Source organism: Pseudomonas sivasensis (assembly GCF_021391435.1).
Classification (GTDB): domain Bacteria; phylum Pseudomonadota; class Gammaproteobacteria; order Pseudomonadales; family Pseudomonadaceae; genus Aquipseudomonas; species Aquipseudomonas sivasensis.
Genome location: NZ_CP090029.1, coordinates 2,387,146 through 2,407,451 on the forward strand (window position 1 = coordinate 2,387,146; position 20,306 = coordinate 2,407,451).

Here is a 20,306-nt window from a genome sequence, read left to right on the forward strand (position 1 = left end):
TGTCGTACAACTGAATGCGCTATGATGGGCATTCATTCGCCAACCGAGATACCTGTTCTTGATGGACAACCCGAACGTCCAGCCCACCGTTCGCCGCCGGCACCGCAGTCTGGCTGAAGAATTGGTCACCGAGCTTTCCCGGCGCATTTGCAGCGGGGAGCTCCCGCGAGCAACCAAGCTGCCTACCGAATCTGAAGTGATGGCCGAGCACGGTGTGAGTCGCACCGTGGTGCGCGAGGCCATTTCGCGTCTGCAAGCGTCTGGCCTGGTGGAAACGCGGCACGGTGTCGGCACGTTTGTGAAGGATATTCCCAGCCCCAGCGGATTTCGAATTGACCCTGACACCATCGTCACCTTGCAGGACGTGCTGGCAGTGCTGGAGTTGCGCATCTGTCTGGAAGTAGAAGCTGCCGGTCTGGCCTGCCTGGGTCGCACCGACCAGCAATTGCAGGTGATGCGCGACTCGCTGGACGCGCTGAATTCGCGGGCGGTGAGTGCCGACTACGCGGTATCGGCGGACTTCCAGTTTCACCAGCAGATCGCGCTGGCCACCGGCAATCGCTACTTCACCGACATCATGTTGCACCTGGGGGTCAACATCCTGCCGCGTACGCGCCTGCACTCAAAACGCTTGGCCAACGCCAACAAGGAACCTTACCTGGAGCGCCTGAGCCGCGAGCACGAGGATATCTACAAAGCCATCCTGCGCCGTGACGCAGACGCCGCTCGCGCCGCGATGCGCCTGCACTTGTCCAACAGTCGCGAGCGTATGCGCCGGGCCTATGAAGCCGCCGCCGCTGAATTGTCGAACGGCCCCGCTGCGGTGAACGCGCCGCCCTGAAGTCGGCCACCGGGCTCATCCGCCGACGGTTGCGGTTGCTGCTCGACCTTGGTGCGAAAGGGTTCCGAGCTGTCCTGCGGCGCAAAGCCCAGGTGCTCGGCGTGCCGATTGCTCCACCAGCGCTCCTTATTGTCCGAAACGCCATACACCACACTGTGCCCCACATCCTTGGCCAGCAGGGCGCGGGCCACCAGGTGATCGAGGTCCGCGTAACTCAGCCAGGTGTGCAGCATCCGCCGGTTGCGCGGTTCGGGGAACGATGAGCCGATGCGCAAGCTCACGGTTTCAATCCCGTATCGATGAAAGTAGAACGCCGCCAGGTCTTCGCCGTACGCCTTGGAAAGCGCGTAGTAACCATTCGGGCGGCGCTGTGCGTGCACATCCAGTTCAACGTCCTGGGGGTAAAAACCGGTGACGTGATTGGAGCTGGCGAACACAACCCGTTTGACGCCCTGTTGTCGCGCCGCCTCGTAAATGTGGAAGGTGCCGCGAATATTGGCGTCGAGAATTTCTTCGAACGGCCGCTCCACTGAAATCCCGCCCAAATGCACGATCGCGTCAACGCCGTCGACCAGCGCCGCCACGGCAGCCTTGTCGGCCAGGTTGCACTGGATCACTTCGTCGTGTTCACCCGCGCTGGGCGCCATCGCACTGATGTCCGAGGCGCGCACGATGTGGGCATGGGCCTGCAAGGTTTCCCGCAGGATCTGCCCCAGGCCGCCGGCGGCGCCGGTGAGCAAAATGCGGGTGAAGGGTTTGGGTTGTGTGGTCATGGTCAGGTCTTCCATTGAGCGCTGAATGCAAAGCGATTGCCTGGCGAGCGATGCGCGTTCGCCAGGCAAGTCGCGGGGAGGGGGCTTTACATGAAGTTGTATTGAACGCCCAAGCGCCACCGCGCCTGACGGTCTTCTGAGGTGGAGTTGACCTTCACATCACCAATCTCCATGAACGGGGCCCATTCCTTGGTGAGCTTGTATTTGACGATCAGGTTCTGTTCGTAATCGCTCTTCTTGTTGTCGTAGCGGATGTAGTCAGTCTTGAAATAGATGAACTGATATTCGTACGCCCACTTACTGGCCGGTGTGTAGCCGAGCCAGCCCTCGAAACGATGGGTGGTCTGGTCATCCTTGATGTGATCGGGCAAATCCTCGTTGACCTGATCGCGGTCCAGCTTCTTGGTGTCCAGGCGATAGCGCGTGGCGGCGTAGAAGGCGTCGTTGATCTTGTAGTTGTACTTGAGGCCCAGCTTGTAGGTGGTCGAGTCCTTCGAGCTGTCCATCTGGAACGCGGGGGTCAACGTCGATTGCGGGCTGAGCTTGTAGTTGTAGCTGACGGTGAACTCATGCCCGTTGTTGACCATGTTGTCGTACGCGACATCTTCACGGTCCCCGGCTGTGCGGTATTTCATCTCCGCTTCAAATCCCAGGCCACTGTCCAGACGGTAGTTGAGCTTGATTCGATCAGCGTGGGCGCTGTCTTCCTCGGTGAACTGGTGGCGGTAGTTGATGCTGGCAGAGTCAGCGCTGACGTAGAGCGGCAGGCTGAAGGTCAGGGCAGTAACGAGCGTGCGTAGGGTGGTGTTCATACGGTCTTCTTTTTTGTTTTTGTTAGGGTCGTTTGACGGTTGCTACGGCAATACGTTGTTGCGTGTGGCTCTCATCTAAGGTGCCGATATACGTTATCGTACGACAAGATGACTCGTCTACCGCCCATCGATCGTTTTGAAACACTTTGAAACATATGTCCCCGGCGAATAGGGCTTTACAGCAATCTTCGTTATTCCTTAGTTGTCTTTAAAAATAGGGCTTTTACGGCGTTTCACGTGAAAATCAGTGGATGACGGGGCAGGTTATTGGGTCTTTTCAAGTGTTGTACGATGACCTATGATCGGTCGCAACAGACGACATTCCTGTCTCAAATCCAATAAGAAGGCTTAAGACGTCCATGAGAATCACAGCAGTCAACGTCCAGGTATTTTCCTACCCGACCCGCCGCGCAGTGGACAGCGCCGGCCATGCTCACCCCGGTGATGTCACCCAGGCGCAGATGGCTTTGCTGCGCATCCAGACTGAAGACGGCCAGGAGGGTTTTGCATTCGGCGCCCCTGAATTGATCCGCCCTTATGTGTTGGATGGGTTTGTGCGCAAAGTGCTGGTGGGGCAGAACGCCTTTGATCGCGAAAAGATCTGGCAAGACCTCGCCCATTGGCAGCGTGGCAGCGCCAGCCAACTGACCGACCGCGCCTTGGCCCTGGTTGAGCAGGCTCTGTGGGATTGGGCAGGACGCAAACTCGGCGTGCCAGTGCACAAGTTGATCGGTGGTTTCCGCGACAAGGTGCCGGCCTACGGCTCGACCATGTGTGGCGACGAACTGCCCGGCGGCCTCGCAACCCCCGAAGACTACGGCCGCTTTGCCGAGACCCTGGTGCAGCGTGGCTACAAGGCAATCAAGCTGCACACCTGGATGCCGCCGGTGTCCTTCGCGCCAAGCCCGCGCATCGACGTCAAGGCTTGCGCTGCTGTGCGTGAGGCGGTGGGCCCGGACATCGCGTTGATGCTCGACGGTTACCACTGGTACAGCCGCACCGAGGCGCTGTACATCGGTCGCGAGCTGGAGAAACTCGACTTCGCCTGGTTTGAAGAACCGATGATGGAAGAGTCAGCCGAGTCCTATGCCTGGCTCGCGGGGCAACTGGATATTCCGGTGCTCGGCCCGGAAACCCTGTCCGGCAAACACCTCGCCCGCGCCAGTTGGGTCAAGCACGATGTGTGCGATATCTTGCGTGCCGGTGTCGCGGGCGTCGGTGGTATTGCGCCGTGCCTGAAGGTCGCGCACCTGGCCGAATCGTTTGGCATGGACTGCGAAATTCACGGCAACGGCGCCGCTAACCTGGCGGTGGTCGGTGCGATCAAGAACTGCACCTGGTACGAGCGTGGCCTGCTCCACCCGTACCTGGATTACGACGAAGTACCGGCCTACCTCAATCGCTTGGTGGACCCGATGGACAACGACGGTTTTGTGCACCTGTCCGACTTGCCGGGCCTGGGCGAAGACATCGATTTCAACTACATCGAGACCAATACGCTTAAAAGCTTCTGACGTTTACACGGTCAGTCCGGCATGCGTCGGGCTGATCAAGAGCCCTATAAATATAAAAAAGGCACTCTTGTTATGAGCATTTTCCCTTCGCTGTGGGCGCGGGTGTTCGTCGCCGCGCTGGCCGTTACCGCCGTACCGGCAAGCTTTGCCAAAACGCCGGCCGATCAACTGATCGTCGGCATGAGCATGATCAACCTGTTGTCCCTCGACCCAGCTGCCGCCACGGGTCTGGATGTGTCGGAAATCAACGCCAACCTGTATGACATGTTGCTGGTGCAGGACGTCGCCCAACCAGACCGACTGGTGCCAGCGCTGGCCGAGCGCTGGCAGGTCAGTGAGGACCGCAAGACCCTGACCTTTAACCTGCGCACCGGGGTGAAGTTCCAGTCCGGCAATGACTTGAGCGCCGAAGACGTTGCCTGGTCGCTGCACCGGGTGCTCAAGCTCAACCTCGCACTCGCTTCCACCTGGAAGGCCTACGGCTTCACCGCCGAAAACGTCGAGCGCTACATGCGCGCCACGGACCCCACCACCTTCGTGATCGAACTGCCACGGCCGACCGACCCGCTGCTGGTGCTCAACACCCTGGCGACCTCGCCCAGTGCGTTCATCCTCGACCGCAAAAAAGTCCTCGAACACCAGAAGGGCAGCGACATGGGCGCCGCCTGGCTGGTGACGCACGCGGCCGGCAGTGGCGCATTCGTGCTCAATGACTGGCGTGCCAACGACGTGATCCTGATGACGCGCTTCGACGGTTACTGGGGCGGCCCGGCCAAGCTCAAGCGCATCGTGATGCGCAACATGACCGAGTCGCAGTCATTGCGACTGATGATCGAGCGCGGTGACCTGGATATCGCCAAAGGCATGTCCGCGCCGGACATCGAAGCCCTGCAGAAGAGCGACAAAGTACGCACCCAGACCCTGCAACGCGGCACCTTGTATTACGTGGCCCTGAGTGTGAAGCAGCCAATGTTCGCCGACGCCCGTGTGCGCAAGGCCGTGCGCTCGCTGATCGATTACCAGGGCATCAACCAGACGGTCATGCCCCATTACGGCGTGATCAACCAGCGGCCGCTGCCATTGGGCCTGGCCGCGCGCCTGCCGGACCCGGGCTACAAGCTCAACGTCGAGCAGGCCAAAGCCTTACTGGCTGAAGCCGGTTACCCGAACGGCTTCAAGACCACCATCCGCGTGCTGGCCGAACCGCCGTTTATCAACATCGCCTCCAACCTGCAATCGACCCTGGCCCAGGCCGGCATCGAAGCCAGCATCATCACCGGCACCGGTAACCAGATCTACGGCGCCATGCGCGAGCGCACGTTCGACATCATCGTCGGTCGCGGCGGTGGCGGGGCGGAGCGTCATCCCCATTCCAGCCTGCGCACCCTGGTGTACAACCCGGATAACCGCGATGAAGCCAAGCTCACCAACTTCCAGGGCTGGCGCACGTCGTTCTACAGCCCTGAGTTGAACCAGTTGATTGAGAGCGCGGAAGTCGAGCCGGATGCCGGTAAGCAACTGACTCAGTACCGCGAGATTCAGGAGCAGGTCGATCAACAGGTCGGAGCCATTTTGCCGGTCTCGCAGATGACCGACACCGTGGTGGTGTACACCGACGTGGCCGACTTCCAGGGCCATACCGCTGCGACCACGCGCTACAAAGACGTCTACAAAAAGCGCTGATCGATTTACCAGGAGCTCACTATGTTTGTTATGACTGCCTCTGTCATGGGCGCTCGCGCTTCCAATACCCTGCGGCGCGCCAGCACCGTGTTGGTGACGTTGCTCGGCCTGTTGGCGCTGACCTTTATCATCGGCCGGGTCATGCCGCTTGACCCCGTGCTGGCGGTAGTCGGGCCGGATGCCGACAGCTCCACCTACGACCAGGTGTACCGGTCGATGGGCCTGGACAAGCCGATCTGGACCCAATTCGGCCTTTACCTCAATGACCTGCTCCACGGTGATTTCGGCAACGCGTTGCTGACGGGTCACCCGGTGCTGGATGACATCCTGCGCGTGTTCCCGGCGACCATCGAACTGGCCACTCTGGCGATTCTGTTCGGCGTGTTGATCGGCTTGCCGCTGGGCGTGTGTGCGGCGAGCAACCAAGGGCGGCTCGGCGATCATGTGGCGCGGGTAATCACCTTGTTCGGTTACTCCACGCCGATTTTCTGGCTAGGCATGATGGGCCTGCTCGTGTTCTACGCCTGGCTCGGCTGGGCGGGCGGCGCGGGGCGCATCGACCTGGCCTACGACGGCATGGTGCCCGAAGTCACCGGCCTGTTGCTGATCGACACATCGCTCGCCCGCGACTGGGAAGCCTTCGCCAGCGCCCTGCGGCATATCGTGTTGCCGGCGCTGATTTTGGGCCTGAACTCGGTGGCGTACATCAGCCGCATGACCCGCAGCTTCATGCTTGAGCAGTTGTCCCAGGAGTACATCATCACTGCGCGGGTCAAGGGTTTGTCCCGTCGCCAAGTGGTGTGGGGGCATGCGTTTCGCAACATCCTCGTGCAGTTGCTCACCGTCGTTGCACTGGCCTATGGCTCGCTGCTGGAAGGCGCAGTGCTGATCGAAACCGTATTCGCCTGGCCGGGGTTCGGCCAATACCTCACCAGCAGCCTGATGCTTGGCGACATGAATGCGGTGATGGGCTGCGTGCTGGTGATCGGCTTGATTTTTGTCGCGCTCAACCTGATCAGCGATGCCTTGTACAAGGTGTTTGATCCGCGCACCCGTTAATGCGTCGCGCAGTACCGATAAAACTATAAGAAGAAGGAATTTTTCATGACATTTTCGAAACTGCACCTTGGCCTGCTGACCGCTGTGCTCGCGCTTGGCCCGATGACCCTGGCCAACGCCAAGACCCCGGCCGATCAACTGATCGTCGGCATGAGCATGGTCAACCTGTTTTCCATCGACCCGGCCAACGCGCCCGGCCTGGATGCGTCCGGCGTCAACGCCAATCTTTACGACACGCTGATCAAACGTGACCAGGGCAATCCGGAAAAACACCTGCCACAGTTGGCCGAACGTTGGGACATCAGCGAGGACGGCAAGCAGGTAACGTTTCATCTGCGCCAGGACGTGAAATTCCATTCGGGCAACCCGCTGACCGCCGAAGACGTGGCGTGGTCGCTGTACCGCGTGATGAAGCTCAACTTCGGCCTGGCCACCACCTGGAAGGCCTACGGCTACAGCGTTGAGAATATCCAATCGCTGATCCGCGCCACGGACGCCCACACCCTGGTCATCGACCTGCCGCAGACCATGGACCCGCTGCTGCTGGTGGACTCCCTGGCGATCTCCCCGAGCGCTGTGGTTGTGGACCGCAAGACCGCCCTGGCCCATGAAAAAAACGGCGACCTCGGCGCCGGTTGGTTGGTGACGAACGAGGCGGGCAGTGGCCCCTTCGTGCTGACCAAATGGAGCGCCAACGATTCCCTGTTACTGACCCGTTTTGACGGCTACTGGGGCGGCGCGGCCAAGCTCAAGCGCGTGGTGGTGCGGCACATGACCGAATCCCAGTCCCTGCGCCTGATGCTCGAACGCGGTGACCTCGACCTGGCTTACGGCATGGCCGCGCCGGACATTCGCGCCATCGACGGCTCGGACAAGATCCAAGTGCAGTCGCTGCCGCGCGGCACCATGTACTACGTCGCCATGAGCATGAAACAACCGGAATTCGCCAAGCCCAAGGTGCGTGAAGCGGTGCGCAACCTGATCGACTACAAGGGCCTGGACCAACAAGTGATGCCGTATTACGGAACGCTCAACCAGCAGCCGATGCAACTGGGTCTGGAAGCACGCCTGCCGGATCCGGGCTATCACATGGACGTGGCCAAGGCGAAAGCCCTGCTGACTGAGGCGGGTTACCCCGAGGGGTTCAACACCACCATCCGCACGCTGTCGGAACCGCCGTTCATTGATATCGCTGCGCGCCTGCAAGCGACCCTGGCCGAAGGCGGGATCAAGGCCAGCATCGTCACCGGCACGGGTAACCAGGTGTACGGCGCGATGCGCGCGCGCAATTTCGAGATCATCGTGGCCAGGGGCGCCGAGCGTTACCCGCACCCGTATTTCAGCCTGCGCACCTTTGCCTACAACCCCAACAACAGCGACGACGCCGGCCTACCGAACTTCCAGGGCTGGCGCGCTTCGTTCTTCAGCCCGCAGATCAACAGCCTGATCGACCAGGCCGGCGTGACGCGTGATTCGGCGCAGCGGGTCAGCCTGTATCACCAGGCGCAAACCCTCTACGACCAGCAAGTGGGGCCGATCCTGATGATTTCGCAGATGACCGACACCGTGGTCAGCGCTGCCGACGTCAAGGGCTTCACCGGTGACGATGCCGAGGCCACCCGTTACCTGGGTGTCTACAAGCAGCGTTGAGTGCTTCCAGAATTCACACAGAGAAGATGCTTATGAATGCCAATCTGTCTTCCATCGAATCGGCGACGAAGCGCCCGGTGGACCGCTCGCCAGGCTCCAGCTTTGATGCCTTTTGCAAGAGTGGCCTGCGGGTGCTGCGTCACCTGCTGCGTAACCCTATGACCCTGGCGGGCCTGCTGGTGGCGCTGCTGTTGGTGGTGGTCGCGGCCTTTGCACCGTGGATCGCTACCCATGATCCGGTGGTGCAGAACCTCGCCGGCGCGTTGCAGGCACCGGGTTCGGCGCATTGGTTCGGCACCGATGAATATGGCCGGGATATTTTCAGCCGGCTGGTCTACGGCTCGCGGATCACGCTGTACATCATCGCCCTGGTCACAGTGATCGTAGGGCCTATCGGGCTGTTTATCGGCACCGTGTCGGGCTACTTCGGCGGTGCGGTCGACACCGTGTTCATGCGCCTGACCGATATCTTCATCTCCTTCCCGAGCCTGGTCCTGGCACTGGCGTTTATCGCGGCCCTCGGCCCTGGCCTGGAGCACGCGGTGGTGGCGATTGCATTGACCTCCTGGCCGCCGATTGCGCGGCTGGCGCGGGCCGAAACCTTGTCCCTGCGCAACGCTGATTTCGTCGTCGCAGTGGAGCTGCAAGGCGCGTCGCCGGCGCGGATTATCCTGCGCCATATCGTGCCGATGTGCCTGTCCTCGGTGATCATCCGCCTGACCATGAACATGGCCGGGATCATCCTCACCGCTGCCGCTTTGGGCTTTCTCGGCCTGGGTGCCCAGGCGCCGCTGCCGGAGTGGGGCGCCATGATTTCGACCGGCCGCCGCTACATGCTCGAATGCTGGTGGCTGGTGGCGGTTCCAGGGGCAGCGATCATGCTGGTCAGCCTGGCCTTCAACCTGTTGGGCGATGGCCTGCGGGACATCCTTGATCCGCGCAGCGAATAATCGGAGGAACACCTGATGTCCGCCATCAAACTGAATGTCGAAGGGCTTAACGTGCGCTTCGTCAGTGGCCAGAAAGAAACCCACGCCGTGCGCGATGTGTCCTTTACCTTAGGCCGGGAAAAACTCGCGATTGTCGGTGAGTCCGGCTCCGGCAAATCCACCGTGGGTCGCAGCCTGCTGAAGCTGCATCCGCCCAGCGCCAAAATCACCGCCAAGGCCATGGCGTTTGGCGAGGTCGACCTGTTGTCGGCCAGTGAAAAAGCCATGCAGAAGATCCGCGGCCAGCGCATCTCGATGATCATGCAAGACCCCAAGTACTCGCTGAACCCGGTGGTCAAGGTCGGCGATCAGATCGCCGAAGCCTACCTGGCCCACCACAAGGCCAGCCGCAGCGATGCGCGAGAGCGCGTGTTGCAAATGCTGGAGCAGGTGCATATCCGCGACCCGCAGCGCGTCTATAACCTGTATCCCCATGAGGTCTCCGGCGGCATGGGGCAGCGCATCATGATCGCGATGATGGTGATCACCCGTCCGGAAGTGATCATCGCCGACGAGCCCACCTCGGCGCTGGATGTCTCGGTGCGCCAGCAAGTGCTCAACGTGCTGGAAGGGTTGGTGGACCAGCAGCAGATGGGGCTGATCTTCGTCAGTCACGACCTCAACCTGGTGCGCAACTACTGCGACCGCGTGCTGGTGATGTACGCCGGGCGCGTCGTCGAATCCCTGGCCGCCTGCGACCTGCAGTACGCCGAACATCCCTATACCCGTGGCTTGCTGGCCGCGCTGCCGAGCATGGACAACCGCCGCGTGCACTTGCCGGTGCTCAAGCGCGATCCTCTCTGGCTGACTCAATAAGGAACCTGACCATGCCCATGATCCAAGCGCACGCCTTGAACCTGAGCTTCGGCACAGGCGCTGCCATCAACCAAGTGCTGCACGATGTGAGCCTGAGTGTCGCCGACGGTGAATCGTTCGGTCTGGTGGGGGAGTCCGGCTCGGGCAAGACCACCGTACTGCGCTGCCTGGCCGGGCAATACCGGCATTGGAGCGGCGAGCTGAGCATTGCCGGCGCGCCGCTGCAGCACAAGATTCCCAAGGAGCATTTTCGCAAAGTGCAGATGGTCTTCCAGGACCCCTACGGCTCCCTGCATCCCCGGCACACCATCGACACGGCGTTGCGCGAGCCGCTGATTATACATGGGGTAGGGGACAAGGACGACCGCATCAACGAGATCCTGCTCAAGGTCGGTCTGAACGACAGTTTTCGCTTTCGCTATCCGCACCAGCTCTCCGGCGGCCAGCGCCAGCGTGTGGCGATCGCGCGCGCTTTGATTCTGGAGCCGCGGGTACTGCTGCTGGATGAGCCGACCTCGGCGCTGGATGTCTCGGTCCAGGCCGAGATCCTCAACCTGTTGGCGGACCTGCGCCAGCGCGAGAAACTCACCTACCTACTGGTCACCCATGACCTGGGTGTAGTCACTCACTTGTGCGATCGGGTGGCGGTGATGCAGCACGGCAAGATCGTGGAATTGCTCGACTGCCAGGCCCTGAGCCAGGATCAGGCGGCGCACGATTACACGCGCATGCTGGTGCAGGCCAGCCGCGACTTCAGTCAGGAGTCTGAGCGGCGGCGTGTGGGATAAACGCTTGGTCATCGTACAACATGGCTTTTCTCGATTGATGTGATTTTTTAGATAGGTGTCTATTTTATTGGGTTAAATGGCAGTTTTCTCAACATAGGCACTTATAGGGTAGCTTTACTATTTTTGTAGTTGTACGATGACTTACCTCTTAAGGTATTCCATCCAAATTTCGAACAAAGGTTTGTGAACATGACGCCACAAGAACTAAAAACAGTCCTGTCTTCCGGCTTGCTCTCCTTCCCGGTTACCGACTTTGATGCCGCTGGCGACTTCCGCGCCGACACCTACGCACGCCGCCTGGAATGGCTGGCACCTTACGGCGCCAGTGCGCTGTTCGCGGCAGGGGGTACCGGGGAGTTCTTCTCTCTGGAGCCCAAGGAGTACACGCAGATCATCAAGACCGCCGTGGACACCTGCAAAGGCCAGGTGCCGATCCTCGCCGGTGCCGGTGGCCCTACGCGCCAAGCGATTGCCTACGCCCAAGAAGCTGAGCGCCTGGGCGCTGCCGGCATCTTGCTGATGCCTCATTACCTCACCGAAGCCAGCCAGAAAGGGTTGGTGGCCCATGTTGAGCAGGTGTGCAACTCGGTGGATTTCGGTGTGGTGGTGTACAACCGCAACCTGTGCCGCCTCAACGCCGACAGCCTGGAACAATTGGCCGAGCGCTGCCCGAACCTGATTGGTTTCAAGGACGGCATTGGTGAAGTCGAATCCATGGTCAGCATCCGCCGTCGCCTGGGCGACCGCCTGACCTACCTCGGTGGTCTGCCGACTGCCGAAGTCTATGCCGCCGCCTACAAAGCCCTCGGCGTGCCGGTGTACTCCTCGGCGGTGTTCAACTTCATCCCGAAAACCGCGATGGACTTCTACCGCGCCGTGGCCGCCGACGACCACGCCACCGTAGGCCGTTTGATCGATGATTTCTTCCTGCCGTACCTGGCGATTCGTAACCGCTGTGAAGGCTATGGCGTGAGCATCGTCAAGGCCGGTGCTCGCCTGGTTGGCCACGACGCCGGCCCGGTACGCGCGCCACTGACCGATCTGCTGCCCGATGAAGTGGAGCAACTGGCGGTGCTGATCAAGTCCCTCGGCGCTCAATAAAACGTTGGTTGGCGGCGCCCTGATGGCGCCGCTGTCCGGTCTGCCTGCAAGGAGTCCACCATGCCCCATTGCATCATCGACTGCCCCGCGACCCTGGCCCAACGCGTCGGCGAACAACGTCTGCTCGCCACCGTGCATGACGCCCTCGACGGGTTCGGCGTGTTCAAGCCCGGCGACATTAAAGTGCGCCTCAACGGCTTCACCCATTATCGCTGCGGCAGCACTCAAGACGACTTCGTGCACGTGGCCCTGTATCTGTTCGCCGGGCGCACGGCCGAACAACAACGCAGCCTCGCCTCGGCGACACTCGCCGCCCTGGTTGAACTACTGCCACAGGTCGAAGCACTGTCCATGGACGTGCGCGAAATGCCCCGCGAAACCTTCATCAACCGCAGCCAATACCTCGAAGAGTCCGGGCGACCGATGTAGCCCTCAACGTTAATACCGGCAAAAACAAGGAGAACAACATGCCGTATCAACCCTCGCAAAAATCCTCAGCGCGTTGCGCACTGGCCCTCATCGCCCTGGGTTGCAGCCCGCTGTCCTGGGCGCTGCAGGCACCGTCGAAAGTGCAAGTCCCGACCCTGGCTTATGACGACCAGCACATCATCCTGGTCTGGGAAAAACCCGCTGATCATGCCGGCATCAAGGATTACCGGGTGTACGCCAACGGCACCTTGCTGGGCAGTGCCAACGCCAACAACGATCAGGTGTCGCCGGCCAAGCCCTACATCGACCAGTTCTACCGCCAGGACACGGCCAATTTCCACCATCGCATCGGCATTCACAGCTACACCGCCCAAGGCCTGAAGCCCGACACGGCCTACCGTTTCACCGTGCGTTCGGTGGATGGCAACGGCAAGGAGTCGGCAGACAGTGCCCCCGTGCAGCAACGCACCACCAAGGTCGCGGCCCTGTTTGACGTGAAAAAGTACGGCGCCAAGGGCGATGGCAATCAACTCGATACCCTGGCAATCCAGAGCGCCATTGATGCCTGCACCCCGGGCTGCAAAGTCCTGCTGCCCAAAGGTACCTACAAAAGCGGTGCGCTCTACCTCAAGAGCAACATGACCCTGGAGATCGCCGAAGGGGCGACCCTGCTCGGCTCAGAGCGCGCCGAAGATTACCCGTTGGCTGGTTACATCCAGTACCCGTATTCCACCACCGTACGCCCGGCCTCGCTGATCAACGCGTTGCCCCGCGATCCGCGCCAGCATCAGTCATTTGAAAACATCCGCATCGTCGGTAAGGGAACCCTCGACGGCAATGGCTGGAAGCGCAACGCCGATGTCGTCGATGAGCGTGGCCAGGCACTGCCGTTTTACCTGCCCAGCGACAACACCCGCTATGCCCAGGACGGCCTGCTTGCCAAGGCCCAGGTGGAGCAAGCCGTTGCTCGCGGCATGAATGTGAAGGACGCGTATGGGCAAATGCGCTCCTCGCTGATCACCCTGCGTAACGTCAAGAACGTGTTCTACGGCGGCTTCACCGTGGTGAACCCGGCGTTCCACGGCATCATGAACCTGGAGACCGAAAACGTGGTGCTGGCCAACACCACCCACAAGACCTACGACGCCAACAACGGCGACGGCATCGAGTTTGCCAACAGCAAGGGCGCGATGGTCTTCAACAACTTCTTCGACACCGGCGACGACTGCGTCAACTTCGCCGCCGGCACCGGTGCGAATGCCGTGCACCAGCCGCCCCAGGAAGACGCGTGGATTTTCAACAACTACTTCCGCAAGGGCCACGGCATGGTGGTGGCCGGCAGTCATACCGGTGCGTGGATCCAGAACATCCTGGCTGAAGACAACGTCTCCGACGGCACTGATGCCGGGTTGCGTATGAAGAGCACCAACTTCATGGGCGGCGGCGCGCGCAACGTTATCTTCCGTGATTCGGCGATTCGCAACACGGTCAAGCAGGCGTTCATCTTCACCCTCGACTACAACGACCCGAACGCCAAACTCGATTATCAGCGCTCCACGATTGCCGGGCAGTTCAGGGACATCCGTGTGACTGACGTCAGCGTGGAAAATGCCCAGGGCGCGGCGATCGAGGTCAAGGGCGATGCCGCGCATAATGCCTATCATCAGGGGTTGGTGTTCGAGCGTGTGCGCTTCAGCGGCGCGGCCAAGGCGCGTATTGATGGGCTGAAAGATTCACGCTTCGAGCGTGTGGTGTTCAGTCAGACCGGTGGTGGCAATCCGTGGCAGGTGAGTGGTAGCCAGGGACTGGTGTTCAAGGACGTGGAGCCGACGCCCTAAACGTACGTAGCAACGTGGTTAACGGGGCGACTCCAGATCAAAAGCAAGAGCGCGGCGGCCTTGGCGCCGACCGGGTTCTTAAACTGAACTCCGTCCAAATGTGGGAGGGGGCTTGCCCCCGATGGCAGTGTGTCAGTCACCGATGATTAGCTGACACTCACTCATCGGGGGCAAGCCCCCTCCCACATTTTGATTTCCGTAGATCAGATAGACCTCGCTTTGCTCAGGCTTTGGCGCGCGGGAGACGAAGAACGAAGCTCGGCTGCATGCATGAGAAAGCTGCGTTAGTCGTCAGCGGCTGCGCTCAAAGATTGATATCATTGGGCCACTTATTTCGAGTGTTCCTTATGTTTCCTGGCCTTATCCGCGTGTTTGTCCTGGGCCTCATTTTGATGCTGTCGAGCCTGTCCGTCCTGGCGGCCAATACGCCGTGTTCAGGTCGTAAAGGAGGTATCGCCGGTTGTGATGGGGACGTATTCCTGTGCAACGACGGCTCCATAAGCGCCTCTAAAAAAAGTTGCACCGCCTACACGGGCAACCGCCTGGCAGGCCCCGCCGTGCAGCCGCTGCAAGGTCGCTCGCAGAGTTGCAGCTGCGGTAGCGGTGCGTACTGTACCGGGCCACGGGGCGGGGTGTTTTGCCTTACGCCTTCCGGGCAGAAAAGTTACCGGCGCCACTAAACAACAGCGAAATGCGTAGCTGTGGCGCAAAAGGGGGACAAAATAGCGGCTTGCCATTCAATTTTCATAAAAGCGTAACAATGCTGATGCAGAGTTCCGGGAGCCCGTAATCACAAGGATTTCCCTGAATGAAACGTCTGATGAAGTCTGCTGCACTCGCCGTTGCGGTTTCTCTAAGTGCCACCTCGGTATTTGCCGCCGAAAACGTCCGTCTGACAGGTTCTGGCGCCAGTTTCCCAGCGCCGATCTATCTCACCTGGTTCAAGGATTTCAGCAAAAAGACCGATGGCGTCACGGTTGACTACCAATCCAAGGGGAGCGGGGCGGGTGTTCAGGACTTCCTGAACAAAACCGTGGACTTCGCCGCCAGTGACTCGGCCATGAAAGATGAAGACATTGCCAAGGTCGCCGAAGGCGTGCAGTTGCTGCCGATGACCGCGGGCGAAATCGTGCTGGCGTTCAACCTGCCAGGCAATCCTAAAGAGCTGAAGTTGCCACGCGATGTGTACTCCAACATCTTCCTGGGCAAGATCACCAAGTGGAACGATCCGCAGATCGTCGCTGCCAACCCTGGCTTGAAACTGCCGGATATGCCGATCACCGTGGTCGTGCGTGCAGACTCCAGCGGTACCACTGCCGTCTTCACCAAGCACTTGGCGGCCATCAACCCACAGTTCCAGAAGGACTTGGGTGAAGGCAACACCGTCAACTGGCCTTCCAGCGACAAATTCATCAAATCGCCGAAGAACGATGGCGTGACCGCCACCGTACGCCAGACCCCAGGCGCGATTGGCTACATCGAATACGGCTTCGCCAAATTGGCCAAGGTTGACTTTGCCCAGCTGCAAAACAAGGCCGGCAAGTACGTTGTCCCTAACGCCGAAAGCGGTGCCGAAGCACTGGCGGCGGTGAAGATGCCGGAAAGCCTGGTGGCCTGGCTGCCGGATCCGGACGGTGCCAAGTCCTACCCGATCACCTCCTACACCTGGATGATCTTCCGCAAAGACAACGGCAACCCGGCCAAGGCCAAGGCCATGCGTGAAATGGTCGAATACAGCCTGACCGAAGGCCAGAAAATCGCTGACTCGATGGGCTATATCCCACTGCCGCCATCGGTAGTCGATCAGGTTCGCAAAGCATCCGCCAACATCCAGTAACGCCCGTGAGGCCTCTCTCGGCGGGTGCTGTCAGCCTTGCCGGGAGAGTTACCCCCCTGTTCCGGAATTAGCCAATGAACACACCTTTTGTCGTACCGGGTAACCCGGACTCTGCCTGCCAGCCACCTTCTACGAAGGACTTCCTGGTTGATCGCACCTTCCGTGCGCTTGCGCGGATAGGTGTGGTTCTGGTGCTGGCGTTGGTGTTTGCCCTGGTGTTTGAAGTCGGGCGCAAGGCCCTTCCAGGCATGGAAAAGCACGGTTTTGACGTGATTTTCGGAAGCGTCTGGGACGTTAACCAAGGCAAGTACGGCATTCTGCCGGCCATCTGGGGCACGCTTTACAGTGCCTTCATCGCGTTACTGATCGCAGGTGTTTTCGGCGTCAGCATGGCGATTTTCCTTACCCAAGATTTTTTGCCGGCGAAGCTGGCGGCGGTGTTTCGCACCATCGTCGAACTGCTCGCGGCCATCCCCAGCGTCGTTTATGGCCTGTGGGGCATTTACGTGGTGATTCCGGCGATCCGGCCTTTGACCGCTTGGTTGAACACCGAGCTCGGCTGGATCCCTTTTTTCGGCACCTCCTTGAGCGGTCCGGGGCTGCTCCCGGCCGCGCTGGTGTTGGCGATCATGATTCTGCCGACCATCGCTGCCGTGTCCCAGGACGCCCTCACCGCCGTGCCGATGAAAACCAAGCAAGCGGCCTACGGTATGGGCACCACTCACTGGGAAGCGATTCTCAAGGTGATGGTGCCGTCCGCTGCTACCGGCATCTTCGGCTCCCTGGTGCTGGGCCTGGGCCGCGCACTCGGTGAAACCATGGCCCTGGCCATGCTGGTGGGCAATGCCAACAACATCTCTCTGTCGCTGTTCGCACCGGCCAATACCCTGGCGGCCTTGCTGGCGCTGAACTTCCCGGAAGCCGGGCCGAACGAGATCGAGGTGCTGATGTACGCCGCACTGGTGCTGATGTTGATCACGCTGATCGTCAACATCTTCGGCTCCATGATCATGATGTACGCCCAACGGGGTAATAAGTGATGACTGATCTCACTGCTGCAACCGACCTGACGTCCCCCGCCGGCGCGATGCCCAGCCTGCAGCGCCGGTTTGAAGGCCGCGCCCTGCGCAGCCTGGTATTGACCACCCTGGTCTGGACAGGCGCGCTACTGGCCAGCGTGCCGCTGATTTCCGTGCTCTACATGCTGATCATGCGCGGCGGCGCGCGCCTGAGCCTTGAAGTGTTCACCGAGCTGCCGCCGACTGGTTTCGAGACTGGCGGTGGTTTCGGCAACGCGATGGCCGGTACCTTCGTGATGGTCGGCATCGCCGCTGCCATCGCCGTGCCGGTCGGCATCATGGCGGCGATCTTCCTCGCTGAACTGGGCCCAGACAGCAAGCTGGCGAACGCCGCGCGTTTTGCCGCGAAGATGCTCACCGGCCTGCCTTCCATCCTGGCCGGTGTATTCGCCTACGCCCTGGTGGTCATGACCACCGGCACCTACTCGGCTCCGGCCGGTGGTGTGGCACTGGCGGTACTGATGCTGCCGATCGTGGTCCTGACCGCTGAAGAATCGATGCGCATGGTGCCCAAGATCATGAAGGACGCCGCCTACGGCATGGGCTGCACCCGCTCCCAGGTGATCTGGAAAATCGTCTTGCCCACCGGCCTGCCGGCAATCCTCACCGGCGTGATGCTTGCCGTGGCTCGCGCCGCAGGCGAAACCGCGCCGCTGTTGTTTACCGCACTGTTCAGCAACTACTGGATCTACCACGACGGCAGCCTGGCGGTGATGAATCCGACGGCCTCGCTGGCCGTGCTGATTTACAACTTCTCCGGCATGCCCTTCGACAACCAGCTTGAACTCGCCTGGGCGGCGTCGCTGGTACTGGTAATGATCGTGCTGGTCGTGAATATCGTGAGCCGTATTTTCGGCAAGCCAAAGTATTGAAAACGGGAGCATCTGAATCTTGAACGTCTCAACTGCGCAAATAGCCGCTCCGTTTGTCACCCAGGCGCCTGTGGTCATGGACTGCAAGCTGGATAAGATCTTCTACGGCAACTTCCTGGCCGTACGTGACAGCCATGTGCCGATCGAAAAGAACAAGATCACTGGCTTCATCGGTCCTTCCGGCTGCGGCAAAAGTACCGTGTTGCGTAGCCTCAACCGCATGAACGACCTGGTCAAAGGTTTCCGCTTTGAGGGCCACGTGCACTTCCTCGGGCAGGACGTCTACGGCAAGGGCGTGGATCCAGTGGTCGTGCGCCGCTATATCGGCATGGTGTTCCAGCAGCCGAACCCGTTCTCGATGAGCATCTTCGACAACGTCGCTTTCGGCCTGCGCCTGAACCGCTACAAAGGCGACCTGGGTGACCGCGTCAAACACGCCCTGCAAGGTGCGGCGTTGTGGGATGAGGTCAAGGACAAACTCAAGGTCAGCGGCCTGTCTCTGTCCGGTGGTCAGCAGCAACGCCTGTGTATCGCCCGTGCCATCGCCACCGAGCCAGAAGTGCTGTTGCTCGACGAACCCTGCTCGGCACTCGACCCGATTGCCACGCGCCGTGTCGAGGAGTTGATGGTTGAGCTGAAGAAGGACTACACCATTGCCCTGGTGACCCACAACATGCAGCAAGCCATTCGTGTGGCTGACACCACGGCGTTTTTCTCGGTGGATATTTCCCAAGGCACGCGTACCGGCTATCTGGTTGAGATGGGCCCTACGGAGCAGATTTTCCAGAACCCGCGCGAGCAAATGACCGGTGACTACATCACCGGTAAGTTCAGCTGAACCCTGCGCGAGCTCGGACGCTCGCGCATTTTCACCTGTTTATAGGAATGCCAATGCCAGCAACACGACGCCTTGATTTGCCCGCGATTGAACGTGCACTGCGTGAGGTACAGCAGCGCTTTGCCGAGCTCAGTCGGGACTTTACCGAGCCGCGCGATCCGTTGACTGACGAAGTGCTGCATAACGTGCTTGAAGGCTATGCGCTGATTGACGACTACGTGGCGCGGGGCGTCGACCTGTTTGACCTTCAGCAACTGAACCTGATGCTGGAGATCAACGCCACCGTACTCTGTGGCAGCGACCCGACCCGCCGACTGGAATACGCCCAGCACCTGGCGGCGACCGAAGAACACTTCTTCAACAACGTCGAGGGCGGCATCAAGGACTTGTACAACTGGTACTGCGCGTACCGCAGTGAATCGGTCTGGAAGCGTGCAGCCGGGGTGTATGTACGCATCCTCAGCAAGCCGCAGTTGTTCATCGAAGGCAACAACCGCAGCGGCTCGCTGATTGTCAGCTATTTGCTGATGCGTGCAGGGTTGCCGCCGTTCGTGCTGTCGCTGGAGAACGCCGAAGGCTACTTCAACCCCTCATCAGTCATCCGTAACTCAGCCAAACATGGCGTCAAGGCGTTGTACGAATTGCCCAAGATCAAGAAAAAATACGCAGCCTTCCTCGAAGAACAGGCACCGGATCCGATGAAGTTTTTTCTTAAGGACCAGCCCGTGCCCGTCTATCAAGGGGGCCATTGATGAGCGGTTCTCTCCTGTTCGCCAGGGCAGGGCAGGCCCTCCAGCGCCTTCTCCCGATGCAACTGCTTAAGCGCCCGCGCATCCGCATTTCGTTCGACATAGACGACACCCTGGCCTGCCAGCTCCACCACTGCGACGTCGAGCCGAGCCGGCTGCCGGCCTGCGTGCACCGTTGGCTGGGTGAACCGCTGCGAATCGGCACGCGCTCCCTGACCCGCGAACTACGTCGACAGGGCTGCAGCATCTGGGTCTATACCTCGTCCGGTCGCACGCCGTCCTATATCCGACGGTGGCTGATGCTGTACGGCATCCGTGTCGACGGCGTGGTCAATAGCGTGCTGCATAACCAGGCACTGACGGCGCACGGGCTGTCGAATTCACCGTCGAAATTCCCACCGGCCTTCGACATCGACCTGCATGTGGATGACTCCGAAGGTGTGCGCAGTGAAGGCCATGACCACGGTTTTCGCGTGGTGGTGGTGGACCCTCAGGACGAGCACTGGGCGCAGCGTGTGTTGGAGGCCGTCGCGCAGGTTCAGGCGCAACTCGCCCGTCAGCAACCCCTCAGGCACGCACCAACAACACAGAGCGCGCGCAGGTTTTTTCTGCCTGAGGCGCTCTGAAAATCCGAGGGT

20 protein-coding genes are annotated in these 20,306 nt (G+C 60.4%); 18 read left to right on the top strand and 2 right to left on the bottom strand.

Annotation, left to right across the window (positions count from 1 at the left end):
* Window positions 1–61: 61 nt before the first annotated feature.
* Complete coding sequence (locus LRO94_RS10925) at window positions 62–841, top strand: FadR/GntR family transcriptional regulator (protein ID WP_032885483.1); 780 nt, start codon at window positions 62–64, stop codon at window positions 839–841.
* Here LRO94_RS10925 and LRO94_RS10930 read toward each other — a convergent pair.
* Window positions 781–1,614, bottom strand: a complete 834-nt coding sequence (locus LRO94_RS10930; RefSeq protein ID WP_179179233.1) for an NAD-dependent epimerase/dehydratase family protein — start codon at window positions 1,612–1,614, stop codon at window positions 781–783. The genes LRO94_RS10925 and LRO94_RS10930 overlap by 61 nt on opposite strands.
* Window positions 1,615–1,700: 86 nt before the next feature.
* Window positions 1,701–2,426 carry an oligogalacturonate-specific porin KdgM family protein gene (locus tag LRO94_RS10935; protein WP_032885482.1) on the bottom strand — a complete coding sequence of 242 codons (726 nt, stop codon included), beginning with the start codon at window positions 2,424–2,426 and terminating at the stop codon, window positions 1,701–1,703.
* Between the two features lie 359 nt (window positions 2,427–2,785).
* Here LRO94_RS10935 and LRO94_RS10940 point away from each other — a divergent pair, with 359 nt between their 5' ends.
* The 17 genes from LRO94_RS10940 to LRO94_RS11020 all read left to right on the top strand — a co-directional run bounded on the left by LRO94_RS10940 (window position 2,786) and on the right by LRO94_RS11020 (window position 20,294).
* Window positions 2,786–3,940, top strand: coding sequence for a mandelate racemase family protein (locus LRO94_RS10940; RefSeq protein WP_095186416.1), 1,155 nt, complete (start codon window positions 2,786–2,788; stop codon window positions 3,938–3,940).
* A 72-nt stretch (window positions 3,941–4,012) separates the two neighbouring features.
* On the top strand, window positions 4,013–5,623 hold the full coding sequence (locus tag LRO94_RS10945; protein ID WP_032885480.1) for an ABC transporter substrate-binding protein: 1,611 nt from the start codon (window positions 4,013–4,015) through the stop codon (window positions 5,621–5,623).
* Between the two features lie 45 nt (window positions 5,624–5,668).
* Complete coding sequence (locus LRO94_RS10950; protein WP_371260689.1) at window positions 5,669–6,682, top strand: ABC transporter permease; 1,014 nt, start codon at window positions 5,669–5,671, stop codon at window positions 6,680–6,682.
* A gap of 45 nt (window positions 6,683–6,727) precedes the next feature.
* The gene (locus LRO94_RS10955) at window positions 6,728–8,332 is read left to right on the top strand and encodes an ABC transporter substrate-binding protein (protein ID WP_122756383.1); all 1,605 of its coding nucleotides are present in this window, start codon (window positions 6,728–6,730) and stop codon (window positions 8,330–8,332) included.
* A gap of 32 nt (window positions 8,333–8,364) precedes the next feature.
* Window positions 8,365–9,282 carry an ABC transporter permease gene (locus LRO94_RS10960; RefSeq protein ID WP_122764069.1) on the top strand — a complete coding sequence of 306 codons (918 nt, stop codon included), beginning with the start codon at window positions 8,365–8,367 and terminating at the stop codon, window positions 9,280–9,282.
* 15 nt (window positions 9,283–9,297) lie between these two features.
* A complete protein-coding gene (locus LRO94_RS10965) occupies window positions 9,298–10,137 on the top strand; it encodes an ABC transporter ATP-binding protein (protein ID WP_179179232.1) in 840 nt (279 codons plus the stop codon).
* Window positions 10,138–10,148: 11 nt separating this feature from the next.
* Window positions 10,149–10,925 carry an ABC transporter ATP-binding protein gene (locus LRO94_RS10970; protein ID WP_032885473.1) on the top strand — a complete coding sequence of 259 codons (777 nt, stop codon included), beginning with the start codon at window positions 10,149–10,151 and terminating at the stop codon, window positions 10,923–10,925.
* A 189-nt stretch (window positions 10,926–11,114) separates the two neighbouring features.
* Window positions 11,115–12,026, top strand: coding sequence for a 5-dehydro-4-deoxyglucarate dehydratase (gene kdgD, locus LRO94_RS10975; RefSeq protein ID WP_032885472.1), 912 nt, complete (start codon window positions 11,115–11,117; stop codon window positions 12,024–12,026).
* 60 nt (window positions 12,027–12,086) lie between these two features.
* Window positions 12,087–12,455: a 5-carboxymethyl-2-hydroxymuconate Delta-isomerase gene (locus LRO94_RS10980; RefSeq protein ID WP_179179231.1), complete on the top strand. Its 369-nt coding sequence runs from the start codon at window positions 12,087–12,089 to the stop codon at window positions 12,453–12,455.
* 38 nt (window positions 12,456–12,493) lie between these two features.
* Window positions 12,494–14,293 (top strand): glycosyl hydrolase family 28 protein, encoded by a 1,800-nt coding sequence (locus LRO94_RS10985; RefSeq protein WP_179179230.1) that lies wholly within the window; start codon window positions 12,494–12,496, stop codon window positions 14,291–14,293.
* A 392-nt stretch (window positions 14,294–14,685) separates the two neighbouring features.
* The gene (locus LRO94_RS10990) at window positions 14,686–14,973 is read left to right on the top strand and encodes a YdcA family protein (protein ID WP_407692697.1); all 288 of its coding nucleotides are present in this window, start codon (window positions 14,686–14,688) and stop codon (window positions 14,971–14,973) included.
* Window positions 14,974–15,101: 128 nt separating this feature from the next.
* On the top strand, window positions 15,102–16,130 hold the full coding sequence (gene pstS / locus LRO94_RS10995) for a phosphate ABC transporter substrate-binding protein PstS (RefSeq protein WP_032885469.1): 1,029 nt from the start codon (window positions 15,102–15,104) through the stop codon (window positions 16,128–16,130).
* 74 nt (window positions 16,131–16,204) lie between these two features.
* Window positions 16,205–17,170 (top strand): phosphate ABC transporter permease subunit PstC, encoded by a 966-nt coding sequence (gene pstC / locus LRO94_RS11000; protein WP_032885468.1) that lies wholly within the window; start codon window positions 16,205–16,207, stop codon window positions 17,168–17,170.
* The gene (pstA, locus tag LRO94_RS11005) at window positions 17,170–18,081 is read left to right on the top strand and encodes a phosphate ABC transporter permease PstA (RefSeq protein WP_032885467.1); all 912 of its coding nucleotides are present in this window, start codon (window positions 17,170–17,172) and stop codon (window positions 18,079–18,081) included. Before pstC ends, pstA begins: the two co-directional genes overlap by 1 nt.
* 76 nt (window positions 18,082–18,157) lie before the next feature.
* Window positions 18,158–18,919: a phosphate ABC transporter ATP-binding protein PstB gene (pstB, locus tag LRO94_RS11010; protein ID WP_050442813.1), complete on the top strand. Its 762-nt coding sequence runs from the start codon at window positions 18,158–18,160 to the stop codon at window positions 18,917–18,919.
* A 53-nt stretch (window positions 18,920–18,972) separates the two neighbouring features.
* Window positions 18,973–19,671, top strand: coding sequence for a hypothetical protein (locus LRO94_RS11015; protein WP_032885466.1), 699 nt, complete (start codon window positions 18,973–18,975; stop codon window positions 19,669–19,671).
* Complete coding sequence (locus LRO94_RS11020) at window positions 19,671–20,294, top strand: hypothetical protein (RefSeq protein ID WP_032885465.1); 624 nt, start codon at window positions 19,671–19,673, stop codon at window positions 20,292–20,294. The genes LRO94_RS11015 and LRO94_RS11020 overlap by 1 nt, the downstream gene beginning before the upstream one ends.
* The last annotated feature ends 12 nt before the right edge of the window (window positions 20,295–20,306 follow it).

Bases quoted from the DNA above. Each gene is read 5' to 3' on its own strand.
- LRO94_RS10935 (WP_032885482.1), bottom strand. From the start codon at position 2,426: ATGAACACCACCCTACGCACGCTCGTTACTGCCCTGACCTTCAGCCTG.
- LRO94_RS10930 (WP_179179233.1), bottom strand. From the start codon at position 1,614: ATGACCACACAACCCAAACCCTTCACCCGCATTTTGCTCACCGGCGCC.
- pstS (WP_032885469.1), top strand. From the start codon at position 15,102: ATGAAACGTCTGATGAAGTCTGCTGCACTCGCCGTTGCGGTTTCTCTA.
- LRO94_RS10940 (WP_095186416.1), top strand. From the start codon at position 2,786: ATGAGAATCACAGCAGTCAACGTCCAGGTATTTTCCTACCCGACCCGC.
- LRO94_RS10955 (WP_122756383.1), top strand. From the start codon at position 6,728: ATGACATTTTCGAAACTGCACCTTGGCCTGCTGACCGCTGTGCTCGCG.
- LRO94_RS11020 (WP_032885465.1), top strand. From the start codon at position 19,671: ATGAGCGGTTCTCTCCTGTTCGCCAGGGCAGGGCAGGCCCTCCAGCGC.
- LRO94_RS10950 (WP_371260689.1), top strand. From the start codon at position 5,669: ATGGGCGCTCGCGCTTCCAATACCCTGCGGCGCGCCAGCACCGTGTTG.
- LRO94_RS10990 (WP_407692697.1), top strand. From the start codon at position 14,686: ATGCTGTCGAGCCTGTCCGTCCTGGCGGCCAATACGCCGTGTTCAGGT.
- pstB (WP_050442813.1), top strand. From the start codon at position 18,158: ATGGACTGCAAGCTGGATAAGATCTTCTACGGCAACTTCCTGGCCGTA.
- LRO94_RS10945 (WP_032885480.1), top strand. From the start codon at position 4,013: ATGAGCATTTTCCCTTCGCTGTGGGCGCGGGTGTTCGTCGCCGCGCTG.
- kdgD (WP_032885472.1), top strand. From the start codon at position 11,115: ATGACGCCACAAGAACTAAAAACAGTCCTGTCTTCCGGCTTGCTCTCC.
- LRO94_RS10965 (WP_179179232.1), top strand. From the start codon at position 9,298: ATGTCCGCCATCAAACTGAATGTCGAAGGGCTTAACGTGCGCTTCGTC.
- LRO94_RS10985 (WP_179179230.1), top strand. From the start codon at position 12,494: ATGCCGTATCAACCCTCGCAAAAATCCTCAGCGCGTTGCGCACTGGCC.
- LRO94_RS10970 (WP_032885473.1), top strand. From the start codon at position 10,149: ATGCCCATGATCCAAGCGCACGCCTTGAACCTGAGCTTCGGCACAGGC.
- pstC (WP_032885468.1), top strand. From the start codon at position 16,205: ATGAACACACCTTTTGTCGTACCGGGTAACCCGGACTCTGCCTGCCAG.
- LRO94_RS10960 (WP_122764069.1), top strand. From the start codon at position 8,365: ATGAATGCCAATCTGTCTTCCATCGAATCGGCGACGAAGCGCCCGGTG.
- LRO94_RS11015 (WP_032885466.1), top strand. From the start codon at position 18,973: ATGCCAGCAACACGACGCCTTGATTTGCCCGCGATTGAACGTGCACTG.
- pstA (WP_032885467.1), top strand. From the start codon at position 17,170: ATGACTGATCTCACTGCTGCAACCGACCTGACGTCCCCCGCCGGCGCG.
- LRO94_RS10980 (WP_179179231.1), top strand. From the start codon at position 12,087: ATGCCCCATTGCATCATCGACTGCCCCGCGACCCTGGCCCAACGCGTC.
- LRO94_RS10925 (WP_032885483.1), top strand. From the start codon at position 62: ATGGACAACCCGAACGTCCAGCCCACCGTTCGCCGCCGGCACCGCAGT.